Below are 26506 nucleotides of genomic sequence, written 5' to 3'. Positions count from 1 at the left end.
CACATCTGTGCTAGACAGTCGTCTGAGACTTGTGTATGGTTCTGTCATCGGCAACGACCCACCCCTCGAAGGAGCCCCCGATGCGCAACACCACCGTCCTCATCTCCGGCGCCGGCATCGCCGGACCCGCCCTCGCCTACTGGCTCGCCCGGCACGGCTTCACCCCCACCGTCGTCGAACGCGCCGAGACCGTCCGCGAAGGCGGCTACAAGATCGACGTCCGCGGCGCCGCCCTTACCGTCCTCGACCGCATGGGCCTGCGCGAAGCCGCCGAAGCCGCCACCACCGACATGCGGACCGGCACGATCGTCGACGCCAAGGGCAAGACCATCGCCGTCATGGACGCCGACCTCTTCGGCGGACGCGACAACGACGACGTCGAACTCATGCGCGGCGACCTCGCCCGCCTCATCCACGACGCCACCGCAGGCACGGTCGAGTACCTCTTCGGAGACTCCATCCACAACCTCAAAGACACCCCCGGCGGCGTCGAGGTCACGTTCGACAGCGGAAACACCCGCACCTTCGGCCTCGTCGTCGGCGCCGACGGCCTCCACTCCCACACCCGCCGCCTCACCTTCGGCGACGAAACCCCCCACATCCGCCACCTCGGCCACCACATCGCCATCCACACCACCCCCAACCACCTCGGCCTCGACCGCCGCGAGGTCACCCACCCCGCCCCCGGCCGCACCGCCCTCGTCTACAGCACCGCCGGGAACACCGACGCCAAGGCCATGTACCTCTTCACCTCACCCACCACCCCCTACGACCACCGCGACACCGACCACCAGAAGCGCCTGCTCGCCGAAGCCTTCGACGGCGTCGCGTGGGAGGTCCCCACCCTCCTCGACAGCGCCGCCGACGCCCCCGACTTCTACTTCGACTCCATCAGCCAGGTCCACATGGACACCTGGTCCCACGGCCGTGTCACCCTCGTCGGCGACGCCGCCTACTGCCCCTCCCCGGCCTCCGGACAGGGCACCAGCCTCAGCCTCGTCGGCGCCTACGTCCTGGCCGGCGAACTCGCCGCCGCCGACGGCGACCACACCCCCGCCTTCGCCGCCTACGAACGGCGCATGCGCCCCTTCGCCGAGGCCAACCAGGCACTCGCCGCCAGCAACCTCAAAGGCATGGTCATGGGCTCCGCCGCCCAGATCTGGTTCCAGACCCGCATGCTCCGCCTCATGCCCCACATCCCCGGCAGCACCAAGATGATCGCCCGCATCGTCGAGAAGATCCACGGCGCCGCCAACGCCATCGACCTGCCCGACTACGCCGCCACCGGCGCCTGAGACGCACCCCGCGCCGGGCGGACCATCAACGACATGAACGCCGCCGCCGCGCACAGCACCCCCGCCGCGTACCAGGCCAGGTTGTAATCCCCGAACCTGTCCCGCGCGACACCGCCCAGAACCGCCACCGCCCCGGCCCCGACCTGATGCGCCCCGAGGACCCACCCGAACACCACCGGAGCATCGGCGTCACCGAAACGCTCACGGCACAAGGCGATCGTCGGCGGCACCGTCGCCACCCAGTCCAGGCCGTAGAACAAGATGAAGAAGAACATCGGCGGCTCCACCGCCTGCGCGAACAACGACGGCAGGAACAACAGCGACACCCCCCGCAGCACGTAGTACACCCACAGCAACCGCCGCGAGTCGAAACGGTCGGTCAACCACCCCGAACCGATCGTCCCGACGATGTCGACCACCCCGATCACCGCCAGCAGACTCGCCGCCGCCGTCAACGGCATCCCGTGATCATGCGCGGCGGGCACGAAATGCGTCCCCATCAGACCGTTCGTACTCGCGCCGCAGATCGCGAAGGCCCCCGCCAGCAACCAGAACTCCCGCGTCCGCGCCGCCGAGAACAACACCTTCAACGCCCGGCCCGCCGCCGCACCCGCCCCACCGCTCACCGCGACCACCGGCGAGGGACCATCCGCGCCATAAGCGTGCACACCGACGTCCTCCGGCCGGTCGCGCATCAGCCACCACACGAACGGGACCACCGCCAAAGCCGTGAACGCCACCGTCAGCGCCGCCACCCGCCACTCCCCGTCGTCCACGATGGACGCCACCAGCGGCAGGAACACCAGCTGCCCCGCCGCCCCCGCGGCCGTCAGCACCCCCGTCACCAGCCCCCGCCGCTTCACGAACCACCGGCTCGTGATCGTCGCGACCAGCGCCAACGCCATCGACCCCGTACCCAGCCCGACGACAACACCCCACAACAGGACCAGCTGCCAGGCCGCGTTCATGAACACCGTCAGCCCACTTCCGGCCGCCACCAGCAACAGCGCCACCGCCACCACCCGCCGGATCCCGAAACGCTCCATCAGCGCCGCCGAGAACGGCGACGTAAGCCCGTACAACACCAGATTCACCGACACCGCCGCCCCGATCGTCCCCCGCGACCACCCGAACTCACCCTGCAGCGGATCGATCAGCACACTCGGCGTCGCCCGAAACGCCGCCGCACCCACGATCGCCACGAACGTCACCGCCGCCACCCACCACGCCCGGTGCACACGAGGCCGACGCTTCACTTCCACAGAAATCCCGGTCACCGGCACAGCCTCCCCGCCACGTGACCGGATGAACAGTGGCCCGAAGGCCATCATGTGCAACGATCTGGCCATGACCGTCACGCCGCACCACATCGTCGTTCTCGCGCTGGACGGCGTGATCACCTTCGAACTCGGCATCCCCGCCCGCATCTTCGCCATGGCCGAAGACGCCGACGGCGCCCCCCTCTACCGCGTCACCACATGCGGACTCACCGCCGGACCCGTCCAGACCACCTCGGACTTCGACGTCCACGTCCGCCACGACGCCACGAAACTCGCCGAGGCCGACACCGTCGTCATCCCCGCCTCCCACGAGATCTCCACCGCCCACCTCGACGGCCGCCTCCCCGCCGAGATCGCCGCAGCCTTCGCCCACATCCGCCCCGGCACACGCGTCGTCTCCATCTGCACGGCCTCGTTCCTGCTCGCCGCGGCGGGACTACTCGACGGCCGCCCCGCCACCACCCACTGGATGTCCACCGAACAGCTCCAGCGCCTCTACCCGAAGGTCAAAGTCGACCCCGACGTCCTCTACACCGACGACGGCGACGTCCTCACCTCCGCGGGCGTGTCCGCCGGCATCGACCTATGCCTGCACATCGTCCGCCGCGACCACGGCACCGAGATCGCCAACAAGGTCGCCCGCCGCAGCGTCATCCCACCCTGGCGCGACGGCGGCCAGGCCCAGTACATCGAACGCCCCGTCCCCGGACCCGGCACGGCCTCCACCGCCGCCACCCGCGCCTGGATCCTCGACCACCTCACCGAAACGCTCGCCCTGACCGAGCTCGCCTCGCACGCCAACATGAGCGTGCGGACCTTCACCCGCCGCTTCCGCGACGAGGTCGGGCGCACGCCCGGGCGGTGGATCACCGCGCAACGCGTCGAACGGGCGCGCGGACTGCTGGAGTCGACCGACCTCTCGGCAGACCAGATCGCCCGCCGTGCGGGCTTCGGCACTTCGGCCTCACTGCGCAAACACCTGCACGAGGCGCTCGGCGTGGCGCCGATGACCTACCGCAGGACCTTCCGGGGCGACGGGGTCAGGCCGCCCGCAGCAGGGAACTGAACCGCTGCTGGAGCTGCCCGGCGACCGCGACGGCCTGCTGCTGAGTCGCGTAGGCGCGGCACTCGTAGGCCTGCCATTCCAGCTCGACGTACCACCGGCCGTCGACCAGCTCACCGAAGCGGATCCGGCGGGTCGCCGAACGGAAGCTGCGACCGGGCCGGCGCCTGGCCAGCGAGGGGTCGACCGGCTCGCCTCCGTCCACCGTGCCCCGCGTGTTCCGGGGGCGCAGAGTGCTCACTTCAGCCATGCGAACAAATGTACTAAGCGATGACGGAAAAGGCGAGAGACGACGCGGCCGCCGCGAAAAAATGGCACATCAGTACGACTCCCCCGCGCCGCCGGCGGGCACGTACGCGGTCAGACGAGCGGCGGCGGTGTCGGCGGGACTGAAGCCGAGGGCTCGCGCGGTGGCATGGACCGCGGCGAAGCGGACATGACCGCGGCCGGTGTCGACGTTGGAGTCACGGATGGCGGTCACCGTCACCTCGTGCGGCGGGCCGGTGTGCTCCGACAGCGCCCGCGCGGCGGCGGTGTCGGCGGCGACCTCGGCGGAACTGACCATTCCGTCGTCCGCCGGTCCCCCGATCCAGGCACCGGGGCCATGGGCCTCGCGACGCCATCCGCAGGGATCGCCGCCGATCCGGACCGCGTCCCGCGCGGCCGGGCGCACCTCGACGGCGACCTCCGCCCGGTGCGGGAGGCCGTCGACGATCCTGGCGAGCCGGAACTCGGCGAGCATCCCGGAAAACTATCGCTCCGGCATCGGCGGCGCCACCCTCTTTCGCCGCGGGTTTTCGGTCGTGTTCGCAGGTCGTCGCCAGGTGACGGACATAACTGATACTTATCGCCCGGACAGATTTCGGCGCCGCTTCGGACCTTCCGAGAGCGCTTCGTTCATACGCTTCAGATCTCCGTGCGGACGCTTCCGTCCCGGACCGTCAGTAAGCGTTTTCCCGCAGCTCTTGCACGTGATCGACGAACAGTGATAGAACTCCAGACGAAGATACGTTCCGTATCTTCGCCACGCCCCTCCATCGGGAGTCCCCTCCCCTACCGGAAGGACCCGCCCATGCCGACCGAGTCAGGCGCCGAGGTCACGGTCCGCCCGCTGCGCGACAGCACCGAGATGCACGCCGCGGTCGAGCTGTACCGGCGCGGGTTCCAGCTCAAGCCCACGGACCCGTCCTTCTCTCCCCGCCTGCTGGCCGCCCTGCGCGACAACGGCGGGGGCGTGCTCGGCGCCTTCCTGCCCGGCGAGATCCTCATCGGCCTCGTCATCAGCTTCACCGCGCTCGACAAGGGCCGCCCCTACCAGTACTCGCAGACCGCGATCGTCGACCCGGACCGGCAGAACGCCGGCATCGGACGCCGCCTCAAGCTCGCGCAGCGCGAGCACGCCCTGGCCAGCGGCATCGAGACGATCCGCTGGACCTTCGACCCGATGCGCACCCGCAACGCGCACTTCAACTTCGACGTGCTCGGCGCACGCGGCCGCTGGTTCAAGCGCAACTACTACGGCTCCTCCGACATCGGCCCCGAGGCCGGCGCCCGCTCCGACCGCGTCGTCGTCGAGTGGGACCTGCGCGCCTACCCGCCCGTCCGCGACCGCCGTGAAGGCCTGCCCGTCCTCGGGTGGGGCGAGCACGCCGACGCCGGTGACGAGTTGCTCCTCGGCCTCCCGGCCGACTGGACGAGCGTCTTCGCCGCCGACGCCGACGCCGCCGAACGGGTCCGGGACCGGGTCGCCGACGTCCTCGAAGCGAACCTGGCGGCCGGGCGCGCGATCGTGTCGTGCGTGCGGGTCACCGATGAGACCGCCGTCTACGTGCTCGGGGACCCGGCGTGAGCGAGGACTTCGGCGAGCGCCTGCTGGCCGTGGCCGAGGGGGAACCCGCGGTCCGGCTGGCGGAACTGATCGCCGAGAGCTATCCGCATCTGGAGCATCTACCGCCGGCGCGGCTGCTGCGGCAGGCGAAGGCGACGCCCCGTGACCTGGACCGGCTGCTGGCGGCGGTCGGTGTGGCCGACTACGGGCGGCTGCGTGAGCTGGCCGACCGCGAGGAGGACCGGGCGCTGTCGAGTCCCGACGACCGGTTCGGCGCGCGGATGCGCCGGTCCTCGGCCGACGCGCTGATGCGGCAGGTGATCGAGCATGAGCAGGCGAACCTGCGGCACACGCTCGACGCGGTGGTCGCCTCGGGCTCGGTGGAGCTGGCGGCGGGCAAGATCGTGGCCGCGCGGAGGCGTTTCGTGATCGGCGCGGGCAAGAGCGGCGCGTACGCGTCGCTGGTGGCCAGCGACCTGTCGGCGAGCATGGCGGGTGTGGCGCTGGTGGACGCGCCCCTCGATCTGCTGTCCGACGTGCGTGCCTCGGACGTGCTGATCGCGTTCTCGTTCCGCCGCTATGTGCGCACGACGCTGGTCGTGGCCGAGGAGTTCCAGGCCGCCGGGGGCACGCTGATCGGTGTCACCGACTCCCGCGACAGCCGGCTGGCCGCGCTGTCGGACATTCCCGTGATCGTGTCGACCGGTTCGGCTTCGTACGCGGATTCACCGACCGCGGTGGCGGCCGTCTGCCACCTGCTGGTCACCTTGGCCGCCGCGTCCGCCAAGGGCGCGCGCCGGCGGCTGGCCCGGCGGGATGTGCTCGCCGCGCGACTCGACGCCTATGAGGAGGCATAACGTGCGCATCGATCGGATCGAGGCCTTCCGGGTGTCCCTGCCGCTGGTGCACCAGTTCCAGACCAGCTCGCACGCCAAGACGCATCTGGAGCACATCCTGGTGCGGGCCGTCGACGCCGACGGCGCCGTCGGGTGGGGCGAGATCGCCTCGCCGTCGGGGCCGTTCTACTCGCCGGAGACGGTGGACACCTGCTGGCTGATGCTGGAGCGGTACCTGGTTCCGGCGGTGCTGGGGCGGGACTGGTCGCATCCGCGTGAGGTTCCGGCTCTGTGGGCGAAGGTGCGCGGGCACGAGTTCGCCAAGGCGGGCCTTGACATGGCGGCCTGGACGCTGTGGTCGAAGGCTTCGGGTACGTCGCTGTCGGCGGCGCTGGGCGGGACGCGGGCGACGGTCACGGCGGGTGTGAGCCTCGGCATCGAGCCGACCATCGACGAGCTGCTGGCACAGGTCGCCAAGCACGACGAGGCGGGTTATCCCCGCATCAAGCTCAAGATCGCGCCCGGCTGGGACGTGGAGCCGGTGAAGGCCGTCAAGGCGGCCTTCGGTCATCTCCAGGTGCACGTCGACGCCAACGGCGTCTACACCGAGTCGCCCGAGCACGACGCGGTCTTCGCCGCCCTCGACGAGCAGGGTCTGGTCATGGTCGAGCAGCCGTACACGCCGCGCGCGCTGGCGGCGCACGCGCGTCTCCAGGCGCGTCTGGCCACGCCGGTCTGCCTCGACGAGTCGGTGGTGACCGTCGACGACCTGGACACCGCGCTGGCTCTCAAGGCCGGGCGGGTGCTCAACATCAAGGTCTCGCGGATGGGCGGTCTGACCGCCGCCGTCGAGGCGCACGACCGCGCCAGCGCCGCCGGCATGGACGTCTGGTGCGGAGGAATGCACGAGTTCGGGATCGGGCGAGCGGCCAACGTGGCCCTGTCCAGTCTGCCCGGATTCACCCTGCCGTCGGACGTCTCCGGCTCCGACAAGTACTACCGCGAGGACGTGGTGACCCCACCGATCCGCGCGGACCGGGGCGAGGTCACGGTGCCCACCACCGTGCCCGGTCTCGGACACGAGGTGAACGGGGAGTTCATCCGGCGCACCGCGTCGGCGACGCTCGACCAGCGCGCCACCTGATACTCCCCGGGCGCCTCACACCGATCCCCCTGTGAGGAACCCCCGAATGTCCACGACACCGAAGTCGACAAGAGAGCCCCGGCCTTCCGGCACGAAGGACGAGGAACAGAACGCGTACCACGTCGAGGTCTCCCCCGGCCGCCGCCGGCTGGTCAATCTCCTGGCGCTCGCCGGGATCCTGACCAGCCTGGTGGCCGGGTTCTTCGTCGAGGCCCCGACCGTGTGGGGCCTGATCATCCCGATCGTCATGTACTTCGTGCTGACGCTGCTGGGCATGGACCTGCTGGTGGCCACGATCGCGGTTCTGCTGTCGGCGGTGCTGCTGGCGCAGAGCACACCGGCCGAGATCGGCGATCTGCTCGGCACGGCCACCGCGGACCTGGTCACGATCATCGGTTTCATCATCGTGCTGGGCGCCGGGGTCGGTGAGGTCCTGCGCCGGACCGGCGTCGCCGACACGATCGTGCGCTCGACGATCCGCGTCGTCGGTGAGAACAGTCCGTGGCGTATGCAGCTGGGCATCATGCTGGCCTGCCTGATCCTGGTGGCGAGCCTCGGCACGCTCGCCGGGGCTCTGGCGATCGCCGCGCCGATCCTCATCCCGGTGGCGGCGCGGATCGGTTTCACGCGTTCGGCGACGGCGCTGATGATGTTCATCGGCGGCGCGGCCGGGCTGGCCGTGGCGCCGTTCGCGGGCAGCAACGTGGCGATCCTGGAGGCCGCCGACATCGACTACCTGACCTATCTCAAGACCGTCGCCGGCCCGCTCGCGGTCCTGTCGGTGGTGCTCGGGATGGCGCTGATCCCCTGGATCCAGCGGCGTTCGAAGCGCGAGAACGACTTCTACACCGCCGAGGAGACCGCCGACGACGGTGCGGCGTCGCCGCGCACGGCGAAGCAGGCCACCGCGGTGTTCCTGGTTCTGCTGGTGGCGCTGGTGGTGTATGCGACGTGGACGAAGGCGGGCACGAACTTCCCGCTGCTGGCACTGCCGTTGCTGGCGATCGCGACCGGCTTCGCCGGGCGTCTCAAGGTCGCCGACATCGTCTCGACCTTCTTCAAGGGCGCCTCGAAGCTGCTGAGCATGCTGGTGTTGTTCTGGCTGCTGGCGGCGGTGTTCCTGGCGGTGGACGCGCTCAAACCCTATGACGTGATCCTGGCGACCTACGGCGACAAGCTCGGCCACATGTCCGCGCTGCCCTTCGCGATCGTGATCGCGCTGCTCGGCTGGGTCGGTGTGCCGGGTGCGACGGCCGCGCAGGTCGTGCTGCTGGACAAGGTCTTCGGCGGGGTGGCGGCAACGCTCGGTATCGCGGCGCCCGCCTGGGCGATCGTGCTGTTGTGGTCTTCGAAGGGCGACACCTACGGGCCGATGCCGAACGCGAACATGGTCGGGGCGATGGGTCTGGCCAGATCGACGAATCTGCGGAATCTGCTGCTGCCGTCCTGGGTGATCATCGGTGGCGCGTGCGTGATGTACGCCGTCCTGCTGGTCATCCTCACCTAGAAGGAGAGCCGAGATGCGTTTCGACATCGTCATCGAAGGCGCGCTGGTCCTCGACGGGACCGGCGCGGAAGGCCGGGCCGCCGACGTGGGCGTGACCGGCGAGCTCATCACCGCGGTGACGCCGCCGGGTGGGCTGGCCGGCGCCGAGGCCGTGGAACGGATCGACGCCGGCGGGCACGTCCTGTCGCCGGGTTTCATCGACCTGCACTCGCACACCGACTTCACCGTGCAGGGCACGCCGGGCGCCGACGCCAGCGTCGCGCAGGGCGTGACGACGCTGCTGACCGGCAACTGTGGTTTCTCGCCCTTCCCGGTGCGCGACCTGGAGTCGGCGAAGCGGACGGCGGCGTTCTTCAATGACGGTCTCGCCTGGGACTGGGACGATCTGGCCGGGTACGCCGCCTCGGTGGAGGCGTCCGGCCCGGCGATCAACCTGGCGCTCCAGGTCGGGCACGGCGCCCTGCGCACGGCGGTGATCGGGCCGGGCGAGCGGGGTGCCGAGGCGGAGGACGTCGAGGCGATGCGCGGGCTGCTGGCGACGGCCGCCGAGCAGGGCGCCTACGGTATGTCCACCGGGCTGATCTATGCCCCGGGGTCCTACTCCAATGCCGCCGAGGTGACGTCCCTGGCGGCGGAGGCCGCCGCGCACGGGCTGCTCTACTCGACGCACATGCGCAGCGAGTCCGAGCACCTCATCGAGGCCGTCGGGGAGGCGATCGCGACCGCTCGCGCCAGTGGGGTGCGCCTGGAGATCTCGCACTTGAAGGCGATGGGCCGCCGTAACCACGGCAAGGTCGGCGAGGCGCTGAAGATGATCGAGGCGGCCCGCGCCGACGGTGTCGACGTCGCCGCGGACGTGTACCCGTACACGGCCTCGTCGACGACGCTCACCTCGCGGCTGCCCGGCTGGGCGCTCGACGGGGGCGTCGGCGCGCTCCTGGAACGTCTCGGCGACAAGGAGACGCGCGAGGCCATCGCCGAGAACCTGCGGGCGCGGATGGCCGCCGACATCGACTCCGCGGGCGTCGTCATCGCCGACCTGCCCTTGGGGCGGTTCACCGAGGACGTCGGGCGCAGTCTCGACGAGATCGCCGGTGACCTGGGCATCGACCCCGCCGAGGCGGTCTGCGAGATCCTCGCCGCGCACGGCGGTGCGGTGTCGATCGTGAACAACGCGATGGCCGGCGCCGACGTCGACGAGGTCCTGGCCCACCCGCTGGTGAGCGTCGCCAGCGACGGCCAGGTCCTGCGCGCCACCGGACCGGGGCGGCCCCATCCGCGCAGCTTCGGCACCTTCGTGCGGGTCCTCGGCCACTATGTACGTGAACGCGGCCTGCTGACCCTGCCCGAGGCGGTGCGCAAGATGACCGGTCTGCCCGCCGAGCGGCTGGGACTCACCGGACGCGGCCGGATCGCCGAGGGGATGGTCGCCGACCTCGCGGTGTTCGACCCGGACACCGTCGCCGAGCGCGCCACCTTCACCGACCCGTGGCGCCTGGCGACCGGGGTTCGCGACGTGTTCGTCGCCGGAAAGGCCGTCCGGCGCGACGGCGAGGCCACCGGGGAACGCCCCGGCCGAGTACTCCGCAAAGGACAGTGACGAGGAGATCATGGACATCGACATCCGGGCAGTGCGGGACTGGGCCGCCGAGCACGAGGGCGACATGCTCGCCGACCTGCGCACGCTCGTCGAGTGCGAGACGCCCAGCGACGATCTCGACGCCCTGCGCGGCGGCCTGGCGCTGGTCGGCGACTGGATCACCGAGCGCCTCGGCGCGCCGGACCGCGTCGAGACCACACCGGGAGGCGGCACCCACGGTGACGCCGTCCGGATGGAGTACGGCACGGGCACCCCGACGCTCATCCTCGGGCACTATGACACGGTGTGGCCGGTCGGGACGCTGGTGGACATCCCCTTCTCGATCGAAGGCGACGTCATCCGCGGGCCCGGTGTCTTCGACATGAAGGCCGGGCTCGTTCAGGGCGTGTGGGCGCTGCGGGCGTTCGACGCGCTGGGCCTGGCGCGTCCTCCGGTGCGGCTGATGCTCAACGGGGACGAGGAGCTGGGATCCCCGGTCTCGCGGGCGGCGATCGAGGCCGCCTGCGAAGGCGTGCGGGAGGTCCTCGTCCTCGAACCCAGTGTCGACGGGAAGGTCAAGACCGCACGCAAGGGCATCGGCGGCTTCCACATCGACGTGACCGGCGTCGAGGCCCACGCCGGGCTTGACCCGACGGCCGGGGCGAGCGCGATCACGGCCCTGTCGCGGATCGTGCTCCAGTTGACCGGCGCGGCCGACCTGGACGCGGGCACCTCGGTCAACGTGGGGCTCATCGACGGCGGTTCCCGGTTGAACGTGACGGCCGGGCACGCCCACGCGGGTGCCGAGATCCGGGTGCGGACCCGGGCCGAGGCCGAGCGGATCGAGGCGGTCGTGGCGAATCTGGACCCGGGTGACGCGCGGGTGACGGTGGCGGCGAAAGGCGAGTGGCGGCGTCCCGTGATGGACCGGACGCCGGCGATCGGTGCCCTGTACGAGCGGGCGCGGGCGCTGGCCGTGCCGCTGGGACTGGATCTGGGTGAGGCGGCCGTGGGCGGTGCCAGTGACGGGAACTTCGCCGCGGCGACGGGCCGGCCGGTGCTGGACGGGCTCGGCGCGGTCGGTGCGGGGGCGCACGCCCGTGACGAGTACGCCACGGTGAGCGGGCTGATCGAGCGTTGCGCGCTGACGACGGCGCTGCTGGGGTCCTGAAGGGACGAACGACGGAACCACCCGGTGATCTCTCCCGGGTGGTTCCGCCGTTTCACCACAAGTAGGCGGCGCGCCCCTGCCGTTTCGGACCCGGACGCGCCATGCTTGCGGTGGAGACTGGCGCACTCATCGTGGGCAGGTGCCTGTGAACCGCCGGGAATGGATCATCGTCGCCGCGGTCGGCGCGGTCATCGTGCTGTCCTTGGCCGGACTGGTCTTCCTCGCCGCGCGCGGCGGCGGCCAGGACGGCGCCGCACCCGACGTGACCGTCCCGACGGCCTCGGCGACGAGCGCTCCCCCGCGCGCGCCGACGTCTCCCGCCGCGTCACCGAGCGCTTCACCCTCGCCGTCGGCGTCGGCTCCGCCCGCACCACCGGTCCCCGACGGCCTCGCCGGTACCGACGTCACGGCCCTGCCGACCGCCGCGAAGGTCGTCGCGCTCACCATCGACGTCGGCGGCGACAAGGCCGGACTCTCCTCCATGCTCGCCACCCTCGCCGCCGAGAACGTGCCCGCCACCTTCTTCGTCACCGGCGACTTCGCCGCCGAGCACCCCGCCGAAGTCGGTGCCATCCTCGCCGGGGGCCACCGGATCGGGAACCACTCGATGACCCACCCGCACTTCCCCCCGTTGAGCGACGCCGAGATCGCCATCGAGGTCGCCGACGCCGAACGCGCCCTCAACGCCGCCGGAGCCGACCCGCGCCCGTGGTTCCGCTTCCCCTACGGCGACCGCGACGACCGCTGCGTCGGACTGCTCAACGACAGCGGCTACGTCCCCGTGCGCTGGACCGTCGACACCCTCGGCTGGAAAGGCGTCGACGCCGGTATCACCGCCGACATCGTCGTCGACCGCGTCCTCTACGCGCTCCAGCCCGGCGAGATCGTGCTCATGCACGCCGGATCCAACCCCGGCGACGGTTCCACGGTGGACGCCGACGCGCTGCCCGACGTGATCGTGCGCCTGAGCGAGGCCGGCTACGGCTTCGTGACGCTCGACGCCATGCTCGGCTAGTCCTGCGCCGCCCGCACCTGCGGCGGCAACCCGAAACGCACGGTCTCCACCGCGGTCTCCCGAACCTCCACGTCCACCGGGCCGAGCCCGGACAGTGCCTCGATGACGTCGTCGACGAGCCTCGGCGGTGCCGACGCCCCCGCCGTCAGACCGATGGTGGCGGCGCCCGCGAGCCACTCCAGGCGCAGTTCGCCCACGTCGTCGATGAGATGGGCCGCCGTGCCGTCCCGGGCGGCCAGCTCGGCAAGGCGCAGCGAGTTCGAGGAGTTCGCCGAGCCGACCACGACGACCAGGTCGGCCTCACCGGACACCGCGCGCAGCGCCTCCTGCCGATTGGTGGTGGCGTAACAGATGTCGTCGGTACCTGGCCCTCGCAAAGCGGGGAACCGCGCACGGAGGGCGTCGACGATCTCGGCGGTCTCGTCGACGGCGAGCGTCGTCTGCGTCAGGTAGGACACTCGTGCGGGGTCGGGCACGTCCAGGGCGGCGACGTCGGCGGCGCTCTCCACCAGCAACGTCTGCTCCGGCGCCTCACCGAGCGTCCCCTCGGTCTCCTCGTGCCCGGCGTGCCCGACCAGCAGGACCGTGTCACCGCGAGCGGCGAAACGACGGGCCTCGATGTGCACCTTCGCGACGAGCGGACAGGTCGCGTCGATCACGTCGAGCCCGCGCCGGCTCGCCTCGTCGCGCACCGCCGGGGACACCCCGTGCGCGGAGAACACCACGGTGCCACCATCGGGCACGGCGTCGAGTTCCTCGACGAACACCGCGCCCTTCGCCGCGAGCTCCTCGACCACATGGACGTTGTGCACGATCTGCTTGCGGACGTGCACCGGTTCCCCGCCGGCGCGTTCCAGGGCACGATCGACGACGTCGATGGCACGTTCGACGCCCGCGCAGAAGGCGCGCGGCGAGGCCAGCAGGACCCGCCGGGGCGCCACCGCCGCCGACCACAGACCGAAGACCTCGTGCGCCAGTTCACGCGTGCCGACGTCCCCGTCGGGCACCGCGAAACCGAGCGCCGCCGGATCCCCGTCCACTTCGGACAGGAGGACCCCGACGGCGTTGACGCTGGCCGCCCCCAGCGCCGCCGCCATGGGCGCCACGGTCACCTGCAGGCCCCGCGAACGCAGGGCCCCGGCGAAAAGGACCGCCGACGGGCAGGGCACGACCCTCCCGTCAAGGAGCCGCAACTCGCCGGCGACCACCGCCGACCCCGGCGCCAGCGCGCCGGGGTGGGCGACGGCGATCCGGTGCCTCGACACCCGGATCTCCCGCTCAGCGGTCACGGCGGGTCGCCAGCCGTGCGAGCAGCCCCAGCTCCAGCGACGGACGCGGACCCGGATCGATCATCGCCAGCTCGGCCATCGCCCCCTTGAGCAGCTCGTCGGCCTGGCCCTGGCTCCACTCGCGCCCGCCCGCCTGGTCGATCAGTTCCGCGGCCCGCGCCAGCTCGGCCTCCGACAGCGGCTCGACCCGGTGGTACAACCCGGCCAGCTCCTCCCCCGCGGGCGTGCCCGAGGTCAGCGCGGCCACCACCGGCAGGGACTTCTTGCGGTTGTTCAGATCGGAGTAGACCGGCTTGCCGGTCACCTCCGGCTCGCCCCAGATGCCCAGCAGGTCGTCGACGTGCTGGAAGGCCAGACCGAGCCGGGTCCCGAAGTTCCGCAGGCGCGCCACCTTGTCCGGCGCCGCCCCCGCGAAGGCCGCACCGATCGCGCAGGCGCAGCCGAGCAGGGCACCGGTCTTGGCGTCGGCCATGCTCACGCACTCGCCGATGCCGACATCGACACGATCCTCGAAGCCCATGTCGGCGCTCTGCCCGTCGACGAGGTCGAGCACGGCCGTACTGAGCATCCGCATCGCCTGCTGCGACACCACGTGCCCACTGGCGGCGAGCACGTCGAAGGCCAGCGTCACCAGCGCGTCCCCGGCCAGGATCGCCGGTCCCACGCCGTAGACGCTCCACGCCGTCGGCCGGTGCCTGCGGGTGGTGTCGCCGTCCATGACGTCGTCGTGCAGGAGCGAGAAGTTGTGCACCAGCTCCACCGCGACGGCGGCCGGCACCGCCTCGGCGCTCGACCCGCCCGCGGCCTCGGCCGCCAGCAGGACCAGCGCGGGGCGCAGCGCCTTGCCGCCGTCCCCGTGGTCCGGCGCGCCGTCGGCGTCCCACCAGCCGAGGTGGTACCCGGCTATGCGCCGCATCGAGGCCGGCAGCGAGTCCACGGCCGAGCGCAGCACCGGCTCGACCAGGTCCCGGCTCCACGCCAGCACGTCGCGCGCCGAGCGGTCCGGCGAGGTTCTCGCCCCGGGGAACATGGCACTGGTTGACATCAACGGGCCTCCTTCAGGCTTGTGGTGGTGCCGACCGGTGCTCAGCGGCCGATCTCGACGTGTTCGAGGATCCCGAGCGCGTCGGGGACCAGGACGGCTGCGGAGTAGTAGGCGCTCACCAGGTAGGAGATGATCGCCTGCTCGTTGATCCCGTTGAAACGCACCGAGAGGCCCGGCTCGATCTCGTCGGGCAGACCGACCTGGTGCAGGCCGATGACACCCTCGTCCTTGAGGCCCGTGCGCATCGCCAGGATCGAGGTGACCCCGCTGGCGCTGATCGGGATCTTGTCGCAGGGCAGCACCGGAGTGCCGCGCCACGCCTGCACCTTGCGGCCGTCGAGGGTCACCGGATCGGGATATACGCCCCGGTTGCTGCACTCGCGCCCGAAGGCAGCGATCGTGCGCGGGTGCGCCAGGAAGAACGCCGTCTTGCGGCGGCGGGCGAGCAGGTTGTCCATGTCGTCGGGCGTCGGCGGGCCGGTCCGGGTGTGGATCCGGTGCTTGAGGTCGGCGTTGTGCAGCAGCCCGAAGTCGCGGTTGTTGATCAGCTCGTGTTCCTGCCGCTCCCGCAGCGCCTCGACGGTCAGGCGCAGCTGCTGCTGTGTCTGGTCCATCGGCTTGTTGTAGAGGTCGGCGACGCGGCTGTGCACCCGCAGGACGGTCTGCGCCACGCTCAGCTCGTACTCGCGCGGTTCCAGTTCGTAGTCCACGAAGGTGCTCGGCAGGTCGTGTTCGCCCCGGTGTCCGGCGGCGAGATCGATCGCCGCCTCGCCGTGCCGGTTCTGCGGACGCTGCCCTCCCGAGCGCACGGCCTCGATGTGCGCGCGCAGCTGGGGACTGCGCTCGGCGAGGGCGTTGTAGTCGGAGCGGGACAGCGACAGGAGCGTGACCGGGGTGACCGCCTTGACGGTGTACTCCCAGATCGCCTGCGGTTCGACGAGCATGGCGTTGCCGAAGTGCTCGCCGTCGGCGAGGGTGCCCAGGTTCGTGCGGGCACCGTACTCGCCGGCGCCGAGCTTGTCGACCTTGCCGTGCGCGATCAGGTGGACCTGGTCGGTCTCGTGCCCGAACTCGACGATGACGTCCCCGACGGCGTGTTCGCGCTGCTGGAAGCGCCCGGCGAGGTCGGCGAGGACGGTCTCGTCCTCGAAGTCGCGCAGGGCGGCCAGTTCGCGCAGTTCCTGCGGGATGACCTGGACGCGCGATCCGGTGCTGGTGAAGGTGACCCGCCCGTCGCCGACGGCGTAGGTGAGGCGCCGGTTGACCCGGAAGACGCCGCCCCCGGTCTGTTCCCACGGGAGCCTGCGCAGCAGCCAGCGGGGCGAGATGCCCTGCATCTGCGGCGTGGACTTGGTCGTGGTGGACAGTTTCCGGGCCGCCGCGGTACTGAGGCTCAGTTGCGCGGCGGCCGCGGCGTCGGACGTGACTGTCACAGGTTGCTCCTGCCTGTTGGTGCGGACTGGGTGCTGGGGCTGCCGTGCCGAAGGTGCGGTCGCGCCGCGAGGGTGCCCAGCCCGGTCGGGCCGTGCGGAGCGTGGGTGGGGGCGGCCCGGGGGCCGTCCGCCGCCGCGTCCGTCCCGTGTGACGAGGACAGGGCGGGTGAGGGTGCGGGGGCGCCGGGGCCTCCGCCGATTCCGGCCGGGACGCGCGAGGGCGCCGTCAGCAGCGGTCCGCCGCCGACGAGGGTCGCGGTGTCGGGCCGGGTGAACAGTCGCGCCGCGGACATGCCCAGCTGCCGCGCCGGTGCCGTGCCCGCCGTGTGGTGCGTCAGCGGGAAGCGCAGGTTGGCCTCCGGGTAGCGGGCGCTGCTCTGGTGCCACAGCAGGATTCCGGCCATCCAGTCGGCGAGTTCGGCGATGTAGGAGGCCATCGCCGAGCGGGCGCCGGGTGTGGCGTCGTGGTGGTCGAGCATGACGGGCAGTTCGTCGGCGACGATCCCTTCGAACTGCTTCATCCGGGCGGTCATCAGGTCGGTGACGACCGGGACGGCCTGGTCACGGTCGATGCCGAAGAAGCTCTCGACGACGAGGACGAAGTTGTGCACCTCGCCTTCGAATTCGAGTTCCTTCTGGTAGGAGTACAGGTCGTTGATCATGCAGGCGTAGTCGCAGGCGGCGTTCTCCAGTGCCCGCAGGGTGCTGGTGGCGTAGATCTCGGGCGGGATCTCCCCGCCGTGGGCGAGCTTCGACAGGGCGATGGTCAGGTCCGACCCGAAGGTCAGGCGGCGCATCTCCAGGTAGTCCACCGGGTCGGGGATCCGGCGCTGGATGTGGTTGGCCAGTTCCCACAGCCAGCTGTCGATCATGACGTCGACGGAGCGGCGGAAGGCGTTGCGGCCCGCCTGCGGCATGGGTTCGGCGGTCCGGCGCCACAGTTCGGCGAGCCCGAGTTCGAGCGCGTTGACCGGCTCGGGGACGGGTCCGAGGTCGAGCGGCATGAACTGGGCGAGCCGGGCGTTGAAGGCCTTGGCGGCGGCCATGTTGCCCGAGCCGTTGAACACCAGCGGGAAGTAGTCGTCGGCGTAGGTGCCCCAGGTGAGCCATTCGGCCGACAGGACCAGCTCGCGTTCGGTGGCGTCGGGGTCGAGCCCGGCCGAGCACAGGGCGAAGTCGAAGCCGGTGTTGAGCTCGCGGGTCCACAGTGGCACGCCACCGGTGCCCGGTTGCGGGTCGTAGAAGCCCATCCGCCCGCCCCAGTCGATGCTCTCGCGCCGGGCGGTGTCCAGGTGCGGGCTGAGCCTGACCTGGTAGGGCATGTAGATGTCGGGGATCGGCAGGTGCCCGACCTTCGTCAGGGGCGGGCGGACGTGGTTGCGCGGTCCGCCGGGTCCGGCGATTCCCTTGAGGAGGCCGAGGTAGGCCGAGGCGGTGCCCAGGCCGGCCGGTCCGCCGAGGACGGAGTCGGCCTGCGAGACCGTTCCGGTCGAGCCGTTCATGTAGCGGTTGGAGCGCATGTGCCACTCCTGGCCGCCGGACTGCCAGTCCTGGAGTCCCTTGACGTAGGAGAGCGCCTGGTAGCGCTCGGCCGGGCCGAGGGCGTGCTCGTCGAAGAGTCCGGGCAGTTCGGTAAGCGTGGTGTTCTCGAACTGGTGCAGGCGTGAGGTGATGAGGTCGTTGACGACCTCGGCGGCCTGCTGCGTCGCGACGCCGAAGAAGCGCTCGACGACCAGGACGCCGTTGTTGACCTCGCCTTCGCTCTCGGTCTCGCGCTGGTAGCTGAAGATGTCGTTGCGCAGGTGCACGCCGTCGGAGAAGGCGTCTTTGAGGACGCGCATCGGCCGGCTCCCCGCGATCGACCCGGGGACCTCGATGCCGAGGGAGTACTCGACGATGTCGGCCGACCACGGTGCCCCGCCGACCTTCCGGCGCATCTCGACGTAGTCGATCGGGTTGGGCACCCGGTCGCCGGTGATGTTGTTCATCTCCCACACGCAGTCCAGCAGCAGGTTGCGTGTGCTCTCGGTGAAGCGTTCCCGCCAGCCGTCCGACATGTGCGGGATCGTGCGCGTCCACAGGTCGGCCAGCCCGCGCTCGTCGGGGTTGGCCGGTTCGGGCATGTCGGCCAGGACGGCCGGCATGAACGTGGCGAGCCGGTCGAGGTAGCGCGTGGCGCCGTCGAGGTCGCCGGTGCGCTTGAACGCCTCCAGGAAGTGGTCGTCGAAGTAGAAGACCCAGGTGTACCAGTCGGTCACGACGTCGAGCCGCGGCCCGGAGGCGTCGGGGTGGGTGTACGCGCAGAGTCCCGCGTAGTCCATCCCGTCGAACTCCGCTTCGTTCCAGACGACTTCGCCGTCCTTCACCGGGCCGAGCATGCCCATGTCGTACGCCCACGTCTTGGTGTGGGCCCGCGCGGCCTCCAGGTTCGGGTTGAGCCGCGCGGGATACGGCATGTAGAAGTCGGGCAGTTCGAAGGGCTGCATGGCGTCGGTCAGCCTTCCCGGCCGATCTCGACGTTCTCCAGCACACCCAGGGCGTCGGGCACGAGGACCGCGGCCGAGTAGTAGGCGCTGACCAGGTAGGAGATGACGGCCTTCTCGTTGATGCCCATGAAGCGGACGTTGAGGCCGGGCTCGTACTCGTCGGGCAGGCCGGTCTGGTGCAGGCCGATGACGCCCTGCGCCTCCTGGCCGGTGCGCATCAGCAGGATGGAGCTGGTGCGGGTCGCCGAGACGCCGATCTTGTTGCAGGGCAGGATCGGCACGCCGCGCCAGGACGGGACCTGGTGGCCGTTCATGTCGACACTCGACGGGTAGAGGCCCCGGCGGCTGCACTCCTGACCGAAGGCGGCGATGGTGCGCGGATTGGCCAGGAAGAAGCCCGGGTCCTTCCAGACGGTGGCGAGCAGCTCGTCCATGTCGTCGGGGGTCGGCGGGCCGGTCCGGGTGTGGATGCGCTGCTTGAGGTCGGCGTTGTGCAGCAGTCCGAACTCGCGGTTGTTGATCAGCTCGTCCTCCTGCCGTTCGCGGAGGGCCTGGATGGTCAGGCGGAGCTGCTGCTCGATCTGGTCCATCGGCTTGTTGTAGAGGTCGGCGACGCGGGAGTGGACCCGCAGGACCGTCTGGGCGACGGAGAGCTCGTACTCGCGGGGCGCGAGTTCGTAGTCGACGAAGGTGCCGGGCAGGTCGGCCTCTCCCTCGTGGCCGGCGGCGAGCTCGATGGCGGCCTCGCCGTGCTCGTCCTGGGGTTTTCCGCTGCCTTCGAGGATCTGGGCGATGTGGGCGCGGAGGGACTCGGCGTGGCCGTTCATCTGCGCGATGGCCTCGCCGGCGAGTGTCAGAACGGTCACCGGGGTGACGGCCTTGACGGTGAAGTCCCAGGTGCCCCGGCTTCCGGCGAGGATCTGCTCACCGAAGTAGGCGCCGTCGGCGAGGGTGCCGAGGATGGTCTGGTCGCCGTATTCGCCGGCGCCGAGTTTGTTCACCTTGCCGTGTGCGATGAGGTAGACGTGGTCGGCGGACTGCCCGGCCTCGACGAGGACGTCACCGGGCTCGTACTCGCGCTGTTCGAAGCGGGAGGCGAGTCCGGCGAGGACGGCGTGGTCGGTGTAGCCGCGCAGCAGCGGGAGCTCGCAGAGCTCCTCGGGAATGACGCGGACCTCGGCGCCGACGTTGGTGAAGGTGACGCGGCCGTCGCCGACGGCGTAGCTGAGGCGGCGGTTGACGCGGTATACGCCGCCCTCGGTCTGGATCCACGGCAGCATCTTGAGCAGCCAGCGGGAGGAGATGCCCTGCATCTGCGGGACGGACTTGGTGGTGGTGGCCAGGTTGCGGGCGGCGGCGGTGCTCAGGCTCAGCTGGGCGCGTTCGACCTCGATCGTCACGTCCGGATCGGCCAACTCTGTCACGATGCGTTCCCCTTTTGGTTTGTGCACGTCTGGTCTGTCCCCGTCGCGGAATGTGCCGGTGGAGCGACTTCCGCGATGAGAAGGTAACGCGACGATACGAAGCGAAGTGATGTGACGCGCCGTATCTGTCGTTGTCACGACATGTGTTCTCGCGGGGTTCACTCTGGCGGGCGATGTTCCTTGCACTGTGCGGATAGCGAGGCTTCAATGTCCAATGCGGACGGCTCTTCAGTGCACAGTGGACGGTCGCGCCCGGAATCGAGTTCATGAGCTGGATCGCCGGGTCGGCGGGGCCGTTCGGACCCCGTCCCGGGGCATCGAGACCCGTCGCTGGGCAGGGGTTTCACCATCGCCGGAAAGGGCGATGCCCGATCCGGGCTCCCCTGTTCCGGTGTCGCGGTGACGGTTGCCCGATGTGCTAGGACCTCACCGAGGCTCTGCTCGCGGTGGCGTGGGATCGTATCGGCGTGCCTGATCTTGCCCCCGAGCCGCCGCGCGGCGTTCCGCCCGTGCGCTTCCTCATGGAAATCGTCGCCTGGGTGGCGGTCCCCTGGGCCCTGGTGCCCGTCTCCATCCCCTTGGCCGTGCTGTCGGTGGTCGTTCTGATCGGCCTGCCCACGGTCTTCCAGACGCCGGATGACAAACCGCGGGTGATGGTCGCCGTGCCGGGATACGTCACGGTCGGGTTGCTGATCCTGCAGCTGGCCTCCGGGATCACGGCGGCCTGGCTGGCATGGTGGCCGCTGGCCGCGGTCGGCGTCTCGCTGCTGGCGGCGGCGACGGTCGTGACCGAGCTGCGCCGCTGGCGCTGGTTGCTGACGGAGAAGAGCTAGGAGCGGGGTTTCACCCGCCGCGTCGGCGGCGCCGTCATCGGGTCCTCCGGCCACGGGTGCCGGGGGTAGCGGCCGCGCAGCTGCGCTCTGACCTGCCGGTAGCCCTCGCCCCAGAAGGACACCAGGTCGGAGGTCACCGCGACCGGCCGGCCCGCCGGGGACAGCAGGTGCAGCACGACCGGGACACGCCCGAAGGCCAGGGCGGGCGCGCTCTTCCAGCCGAAGACCTCCTGGACCTTCACGGCGAGCACCGGCGCGGCGGGATCGGCGTAGTCGACGCGGACGCGTGCGCCGCTGGGGACCTCGACGCGTTCGGGTGCGGCGTCGTCGAGGCGGGCGGCCTCGGCGTAGCCGAGCAGGGTGCGCAGGGCCGGTGCGACCTTGACGCGGGCGAGATCGGCGCGCCGGCGGGCGCGGGCCAGTTGCGGGCCGAGCCACTCGGGCAGGCGGGTCAGGAGGGTCTCGTCGTCGACGGCGGGCCAGGGCTCGCCGAGGGCGCGGTGACAGAAGGCCATCCGGGCGCGGGTCTCGGCGGCGGCGGCGTCCCAGGTGAGGAGGTCGAGTCCTTCGCGGGCCAGCCCGTCGGCGAGTGCGGCGGCGACGCGTTGCGGGTCGGGTCGTCGCAGGGGTTCGGCGGTGAGGGTGATCGCGCCGAGGCGGGTGGTGTGGCGGGCGACGACGTCGCCGTTGCCCCAGGCGATCTCGTCGGCCTCGGTGAGCAGGCCGGCGGCGGCCTCGCGGGCGGTGGCCTCGTCGACGGCGGCGGCGAGGCGGACGCGGGCGTTGCGGTGACCGGGTTGCCGGGCGGCGTCGGCGATGGCGAGCCATTCCACGCCGTTGAGTCCACTGCCGGGTCCGAGTTCGGCGGCGGTACCGCCGGTCATGAGGTAGGCGCCGCCGCGGGCGCGGGCGACGCGTTCGGGGTAGGCGAGGCCGACGACGAGTCCGGCGGCGAGGTCGTCGGTGAGGCCGGTGCGGGGAGCGGCGGGGACGGCGCCGCGCAGGCGGCGGGTCTCGGTGCGCCAGTCGTGGTCGCGGCCTCCGCGGAGGGCGCGCCAGGCGGCGGTGAGGTCGTCGGTTCCGCGCCGGTCCGCCGACAGGAGGGCGACGATCTCGGCGGCGCGGTCGGCACCGACGAGGGGCGCGCCGTCGAGGAGGGCCCGGGCGAGTCGCGGGTGGGCTCCGGCGCGGGCGATCGCGCGGCCCCGGCCGGTGACGCGGCCGCCGGAGTCGACGGCGCCGATCGCGGTGAGGGTGGTGCGGGCGACGTCGAGGGCGGCGGCCGGGGGCGGGTCGAGGAGGGCGAGGCCGTCGCCGTCGAGGTGGCCCCAGCAGGCCAGCTGGAGGATGAAGGCGGTGAGGTCGGCGGTGGCGACCTCGGGTTCGGGGTGGGCGGCGAGCCGGTCGCCTTCGGGCCAGCAGCGGTAGACGTCGCCGGGCGCCTCGCGTCCGGCACGGCCCGCGCGCTGGTCGGCGGCGGCGCGGGACTCCCGGACGGTGACCAGGGCGCCGAGGCCCCGCGAGTGGTCGGTGCGGGGGACGCGGGCCAGACCGGAGTCGACGACGACGCGCACGCCGGGGACGGTCAGGCTGCTCTCGGCGACGGCCGTGGCCAGCACGACGCGGCGGTGGGGGCCGGGGCGGAGGGCGGCGTCCTGATCGGACTGTCCACCGTGAAGGGTCACGGTGTCGACGCCGGAGAGGCGGCGGCGGACGGCCTCGATCTCGCCGACGCCGGGCAGGAACACCAGCGCGTCGCCGGAGCGCTCGGCCAGCGCGTCGCGGGTGACGACGGCGACGTGGTCGAGGAAGCGGGGGTCGACGCGGAGACCGTGGGGGGCGTCGAGGACGCGGCCCGGGGGTCGCCAGTGGACGGTGACGGGGTGCGGGCTGACGTGGGCGGTGACGATGGGCGCGGGGTCGCCGATGGCCGCGGCGAGGCGTTCGGCCTGCGCGGTCGCCGAGGTGGCCAGGAGCATCAGGCCGGGGCGGAGGTTGGCGCGGACGTCGACGGCGAAGGCGAGGGCGAGGTCGGTGTCGAGGTGCCGTTCGTGGCATTCGTCGAGGACGATCGCGGCGACGCCGGGCAGTTCGGGGTCGCGCTGGAGCCGCTGGACGAGGACGCCGGTGGTGACGACCTCGACGCGGGTGCGCGGGCCGGTCTTCGACTCGCCGCGGATGGTGTAGCCGATCTCCTCGCCGAGGCGCGTGCCGGTGAGGGCGGCCATGCGGCGGGCGGCGGCGCGGACGGCGACCCGGCGAGGTTCGGCGACGATGACGCGCCCGGCGGAGTCGGCGGGGAACAGTCCGGTGAGCCACAGGGGGACGAGCGTGGTCTTGCCCGATCCGGGCGGCGCGACGAGGACGGCGGCGCCGTCGGCGCGCAGGGCCTCCCCCAGTGCGGGCAGCGCGTCGGCGACCGGGAGGTCCGTCGACGGGAGCGGGACGGGTGAAGGCATCGGATCAGTGTCGCCTACCACGAAACTGTGCTGGACTGGCACCCGGAGGGGAATTCAACTAAGTTGAAACTCATCGCTTGATGAATTACTGGAGGAAGCCATGACCGCACTCGTCCTCCCCCTCGCCGAGATCGGTCCCGAACGCTTCGAGGTCGTCGGCGGGAAGGCCGCCAACCTCGGCGTGCTCACCCGGGCCGGATTCCCCGTCCCGCCCGGCTTCTGCCTGACCACCGAGGCCTACGCCCGCGTCGTCGCCGACGTCCTCGACCCCGTGCTCGACGCCTTCGACGTCCCCGGTGCCGACCTCCCCGCGCTGGCCGCCCGGGCCCGGGAGCTCGTCACCGCCGCCGAGGTGCCCACCGCCATCGCCGAAGCCGTCACCGCCCTCGCCGACGACAACACGCCCTACGCCGTCCGCTCCTCGGCCACCGCCGAGGACCTCCCGAACGCCAGCTTCGCCGGGCAGCAGGACACCTACCTCAACGTCGTGGGAGCCCCCGACCTCCTCGACGCCGTCCGCCGCTGCTGGGCCTCACTGTGGACCGAGCGGGCCGTGACCTACCGGGACGCCAACGACATCGGCCACCGCGCCGTCCGGCTCGCCGTGGTCATCCAGCGCATGGTCGCCAGCGAGACCGCCGGGGTCATGTTCACCGCCGACCCGGTCACCGGCCGACGCCGGCAGATCGTCATCGACGCCGCCCCCGGACTCGGCGAGGCCGTCGTGTCCGGCTCGGTCAACCCCGACCACTTCGTCGTCGACCCCGGCGGCCGCGTCATCGAGCGCCGCCTCGGCGACAAGACCGTCGCCGTCCGGCCACTGCCCGGCGGCGGCACCGAGACGCTCACCCTCGCCGGAACCGGCGAGCCCTGCCTCACCGACGCGCGGATCCGCGCCCTCGCCGAGCTGGGCAGACGAGTCGAAGAGCACTACGGAAGCCCGCAGGACACCGAGTGGGCGATCGACGCCGACGGCAAGCTCTGGCTCACCCAGGCCAGGCCCATCACCACCCTCTACCCACTGCCCGACAACCCCCACGGCACCCTGCGCGCCTACCTGTCGGTCAACGTCGCCCAGGGCATGTTCCGGCCCTTCACCCCGATGGGCGTCGCCGCCGTCAAGGTCCTCGCCGCGGGCGCCGCGCGCGACATCTTCGGCCAGCGCGTCACCGACGTCGTCGCCGGTCCGCCCGCCTTCGCCGTGTCCGCCGGCCGCGTCCTCGGCGACCTCACCGAAGCACTGCGCAACGCCGTCGGCCGCCGGATCCTCCCTCGCGTCTTCGACGTCATGGAGGCCCGCTCGGCCGTCGCCGTCCGCGGCCTCCTGGACCGGCCGGAGTTCGCCGTCCGGAAAGGCTCCACCACCCGCTTCGCGCGCCGATTCGCCGCCACCATGTGGCGCCACCGGCTCCCGCTGCGGGTCCTGTCGGCCATCGCCCGCCCCGCAGCGGCCCGCGCCCGCGTCGACCGCGCCGTCGGCGAACTCCCCGCCCGGCTCCCCGCACCCACCGGATCCGGCCGCAACGCCCGCCTCGACCACGTCGAAGCGGTCCTCGCCACCGAGTTCGGGCGCGTCCTGCCGACCGTCGCGCCACCCGCCGCCGCGGGCTTCGCGATGCTCGGCCTGGCCGCCCGCCTCCTCGGCGAACGCGCCCGCGACGGCGAACTCCCCATCGTCCTGCGCGCCCTCCCCCACAACGTGACCACCGAGATGGACCTCGCGCTGTGGCACCTCGCCGCCCGCCTCCGCGAAGACCCCCCGACGGCCGCGCTCCTGCTCACCACACCCGCCGCCGAACTCGCCGCGCGGCGCGGCGACTGGCCGCCCGCGCTCGCCGACGGCCTCGGCGGTTTCCTCGCCGTCTACGGACACCGCGCGGTCGCCGAGATCGACCTGGGCATGCCCCGCTGGTCGGAGGACCCCACGCACATCCTCGGCGTCCTGGCCAACTACCTGCGCGCCGATCCCCGAGACCGCGCCCCCGACGTGCTCTTCGCGCGCGGCGCCGACGAGGCCGAGGCCATGATCGGCGAGCTGGCCGCCCGCTGCGGACCGGTCCGCGGCCGCCTCGTGCGCTTCGCGCTGGGCCGCACCCGCGAACTCGCCGGGCTGCGAGAGATGCCGAAGTACTGGCTGGTGTCCTCGCTGGCGGCCATGCGCGCCGAACTGGCGGCCGTGGGCGCCGGCCTGGTCCGCGACGGGCTCCTCGACGAGCCCGGCGACGTCTTCTACCTCGACCTGACCGACGTTCGCGACCCCGGCGGCGAGCTCAGGCCCCTCGTCGCGCGCCGCAAGGAGGACCACGCCCGCGAAGTGCGCCGCCGCCACCTCCCGCGCGTCCTGCTCTCCGACGGCACCGAACCCGAGGCCGTCGCGGCCGAGGCGCCCGACGGTGCCCTGACCGGCACACCCGCCTCACCCGGACGCGTGACCGGGATCGCGCGCGTCGTCCTCGACCCGGTCGGGGCGCACCTCGAACCCGGCGAGATCCTCGTGGCCCCCTCCACCGACCCCGGCTGGACACCGCTGTTCCTCACCGCCGGAGCCCTGGTCATGGAGATGGGCGGAGCCAACAGCCACGGTGCCGTCGTCGCCCGCGAATACGGGATCCCCGCCGTCGTCGGGGTTCGCGACGCCGTCGCCGCCATCACCACCGGTCAGCGCGTGACGGTCGACGGCACGAGCGGCACGGTCGCCGTCGAGGCCGGGGAGGAGGCGCACGCGATCGCCTGACACCCGCCACACACCGGGCACGCAATGCCACAGCGGCACGACGGGTCGTGGTTATGCTGGTGCCGCCGGAGCCACGGCAGCACCG

20 protein-coding genes are annotated in these 26506 nt (G+C 71.8%); 11 read left to right on the top strand and 9 right to left on the bottom strand.

All coding sequences use genetic code 11. The features are described from left to right. The first annotated feature begins 80 nt into the window (after nucleotides 1-80). Nucleotides 81-1295 carry an FAD-dependent monooxygenase gene (locus HNR73_RS06500; protein ID WP_184786388.1) on the top strand — a complete coding sequence of 405 codons (1215 nt, stop codon included), beginning with the start codon at nucleotides 81-83 and terminating at the stop codon, nucleotides 1293-1295. Here HNR73_RS06500 and HNR73_RS06495 read toward each other — a convergent pair. Then, nucleotides 1274-2644 carry an MFS transporter gene (locus tag HNR73_RS06495; protein ID WP_260337011.1) on the bottom strand — a complete coding sequence of 457 codons (1371 nt, stop codon included), beginning with the start codon at nucleotides 2642-2644 and terminating at the stop codon, nucleotides 1274-1276. The genes HNR73_RS06500 and HNR73_RS06495 overlap by 22 nt on opposite strands. Between HNR73_RS06495 and HNR73_RS06490 the strand changes: the two genes are divergently transcribed. Further along, a complete protein-coding gene (locus tag HNR73_RS06490) occupies nucleotides 2643-3641 on the top strand; it encodes a GlxA family transcriptional regulator (RefSeq protein ID WP_239121999.1) in 999 nt (332 codons plus the stop codon). The genes HNR73_RS06495 and HNR73_RS06490 overlap by 2 nt on opposite strands. Here the strand turns inward: HNR73_RS06490 and HNR73_RS06485 are convergent. Both HNR73_RS06485 and HNR73_RS06480 read right to left on the bottom strand, forming a co-directional pair. Continuing rightward, the gene (locus HNR73_RS06485; protein WP_184786386.1) at nucleotides 3616-3888 is read right to left on the bottom strand and encodes a hypothetical protein; all 273 of its coding nucleotides are present in this window, start codon (nucleotides 3886-3888) and stop codon (nucleotides 3616-3618) included. The genes HNR73_RS06490 and HNR73_RS06485 overlap by 26 nt on opposite strands. Nucleotides 3889-3957: 69 nt before the next feature. Continuing rightward, complete coding sequence (locus HNR73_RS06480; protein ID WP_184786385.1) at nucleotides 3958-4380, bottom strand: hypothetical protein; 423 nt, start codon at nucleotides 4378-4380, stop codon at nucleotides 3958-3960. Nucleotides 4381-4710: 330 nt separating this feature from the next. Here HNR73_RS06480 and HNR73_RS06475 point away from each other — a divergent pair, with 330 nt between their 5' ends. The 7 genes from HNR73_RS06475 (at nucleotide 4711) to HNR73_RS06445 (ending at nucleotide 12718) form a co-directional block, all read left to right on the top strand. Beyond that, nucleotides 4711-5487, top strand: coding sequence for a hypothetical protein (locus tag HNR73_RS06475; RefSeq protein ID WP_184786384.1), 777 nt, complete (start codon nucleotides 4711-4713; stop codon nucleotides 5485-5487). Continuing rightward, complete coding sequence (locus tag HNR73_RS06470; RefSeq protein WP_203685898.1) at nucleotides 5484-6323, top strand: MurR/RpiR family transcriptional regulator; 840 nt, start codon at nucleotides 5484-5486, stop codon at nucleotides 6321-6323. The genes HNR73_RS06475 and HNR73_RS06470 overlap by 4 nt, the downstream gene beginning before the upstream one ends. 1 nt (nucleotide 6324) lies before the next feature. Beyond that, entirely contained in the window at nucleotides 6325-7446 is a 1122-nt protein-coding gene (menC, locus tag HNR73_RS06465; RefSeq protein ID WP_239122000.1) for an o-succinylbenzoate synthase, read from the top strand. Between the two features lie 46 nt (nucleotides 7447-7492). Next, a complete protein-coding gene (locus HNR73_RS06460; RefSeq protein WP_203685900.1) occupies nucleotides 7493-8953 on the top strand; it encodes a Na+/H+ antiporter NhaC family protein in 1461 nt (486 codons plus the stop codon). 13 nt (nucleotides 8954-8966) lie between these two features. Further along, nucleotides 8967-10553 (top strand): N-acyl-D-amino-acid deacylase family protein, encoded by a 1587-nt coding sequence (locus HNR73_RS06455; RefSeq protein ID WP_184786382.1) that lies wholly within the window; start codon nucleotides 8967-8969, stop codon nucleotides 10551-10553. A gap of 10 nt (nucleotides 10554-10563) precedes the next feature. After that, nucleotides 10564-11703 (top strand): M20 family metallopeptidase, encoded by a 1140-nt coding sequence (locus HNR73_RS06450; protein WP_184786381.1) that lies wholly within the window; start codon nucleotides 10564-10566, stop codon nucleotides 11701-11703. A gap of 139 nt (nucleotides 11704-11842) precedes the next feature. After that, nucleotides 11843-12718, top strand: coding sequence for a polysaccharide deacetylase family protein (locus HNR73_RS06445; RefSeq protein ID WP_184786380.1), 876 nt, complete (start codon nucleotides 11843-11845; stop codon nucleotides 12716-12718). On the opposite strand, the gene ispH is transcribed toward HNR73_RS06445, so the two are convergent. From ispH to HNR73_RS06420, 5 genes are all read right to left on the bottom strand, one after another. Beyond that, nucleotides 12715-13674: a 4-hydroxy-3-methylbut-2-enyl diphosphate reductase gene (gene ispH, locus HNR73_RS06440; RefSeq protein ID WP_260337007.1), complete on the bottom strand. Its 960-nt coding sequence runs from the start codon at nucleotides 13672-13674 to the stop codon at nucleotides 12715-12717. The two genes, HNR73_RS06445 and ispH, sit on opposite strands and share 4 nt — an antisense overlap. A gap of 322 nt (nucleotides 13675-13996) precedes the next feature. Further along, nucleotides 13997-15052, bottom strand: coding sequence for a family 2 encapsulin nanocompartment cargo protein polyprenyl transferase (locus HNR73_RS06435; RefSeq protein WP_239122001.1), 1056 nt, complete (start codon nucleotides 15050-15052; stop codon nucleotides 13997-13999). 41 nt (nucleotides 15053-15093) lie between these two features. After that, nucleotides 15094-16485, bottom strand: a complete 1392-nt coding sequence (locus tag HNR73_RS06430; protein WP_239122002.1) for a family 2B encapsulin nanocompartment shell protein — start codon at nucleotides 16483-16485, stop codon at nucleotides 15094-15096. Continuing rightward, on the bottom strand, nucleotides 16482-18971 hold the full coding sequence (locus tag HNR73_RS06425) for a terpene synthase family protein (RefSeq protein WP_184786378.1): 2490 nt from the start codon (nucleotides 18969-18971) through the stop codon (nucleotides 16482-16484). Before HNR73_RS06425 ends, HNR73_RS06430 begins: the two co-directional genes overlap by 4 nt. Before the next feature lie 8 nt (nucleotides 18972-18979). Next, a complete protein-coding gene (locus tag HNR73_RS06420; protein ID WP_239122003.1) occupies nucleotides 18980-20395 on the bottom strand; it encodes a family 2B encapsulin nanocompartment shell protein in 1416 nt (471 codons plus the stop codon). A gap of 467 nt (nucleotides 20396-20862) precedes the next feature. Here HNR73_RS06420 and HNR73_RS06415 point away from each other — a divergent pair, with 467 nt between their 5' ends. Further along, nucleotides 20863-21228, top strand: coding sequence for a hypothetical protein (locus tag HNR73_RS06415; protein ID WP_203685902.1), 366 nt, complete (start codon nucleotides 20863-20865; stop codon nucleotides 21226-21228). Here the strand turns inward: HNR73_RS06415 and hrpB are convergent. Further along, nucleotides 21225-23687, bottom strand: coding sequence for an ATP-dependent helicase HrpB (hrpB, locus tag HNR73_RS06410; protein ID WP_184786377.1), 2463 nt, complete (start codon nucleotides 23685-23687; stop codon nucleotides 21225-21227). The genes HNR73_RS06415 and hrpB overlap by 4 nt on opposite strands. Nucleotides 23688-23787: 100 nt before the next feature. Here hrpB and HNR73_RS06405 point away from each other — a divergent pair, with 100 nt between their 5' ends. Then, nucleotides 23788-26421 (top strand): PEP/pyruvate-binding domain-containing protein, encoded by a 2634-nt coding sequence (locus HNR73_RS06405; RefSeq protein ID WP_184786376.1) that lies wholly within the window; start codon nucleotides 23788-23790, stop codon nucleotides 26419-26421. The last annotated feature ends 85 nt before the right edge of the window (nucleotides 26422-26506 follow it).

The organism is Phytomonospora endophytica, assembly GCF_014202425.1.
GTDB lineage: Bacteria > Actinomycetota > Actinomycetes > Mycobacteriales > Micromonosporaceae > Phytomonospora > Phytomonospora endophytica.
The sequence above is the reverse complement of the archived record's forward strand: the minus strand, read 5'-3'. Positions and strand labels throughout refer to the sequence as shown.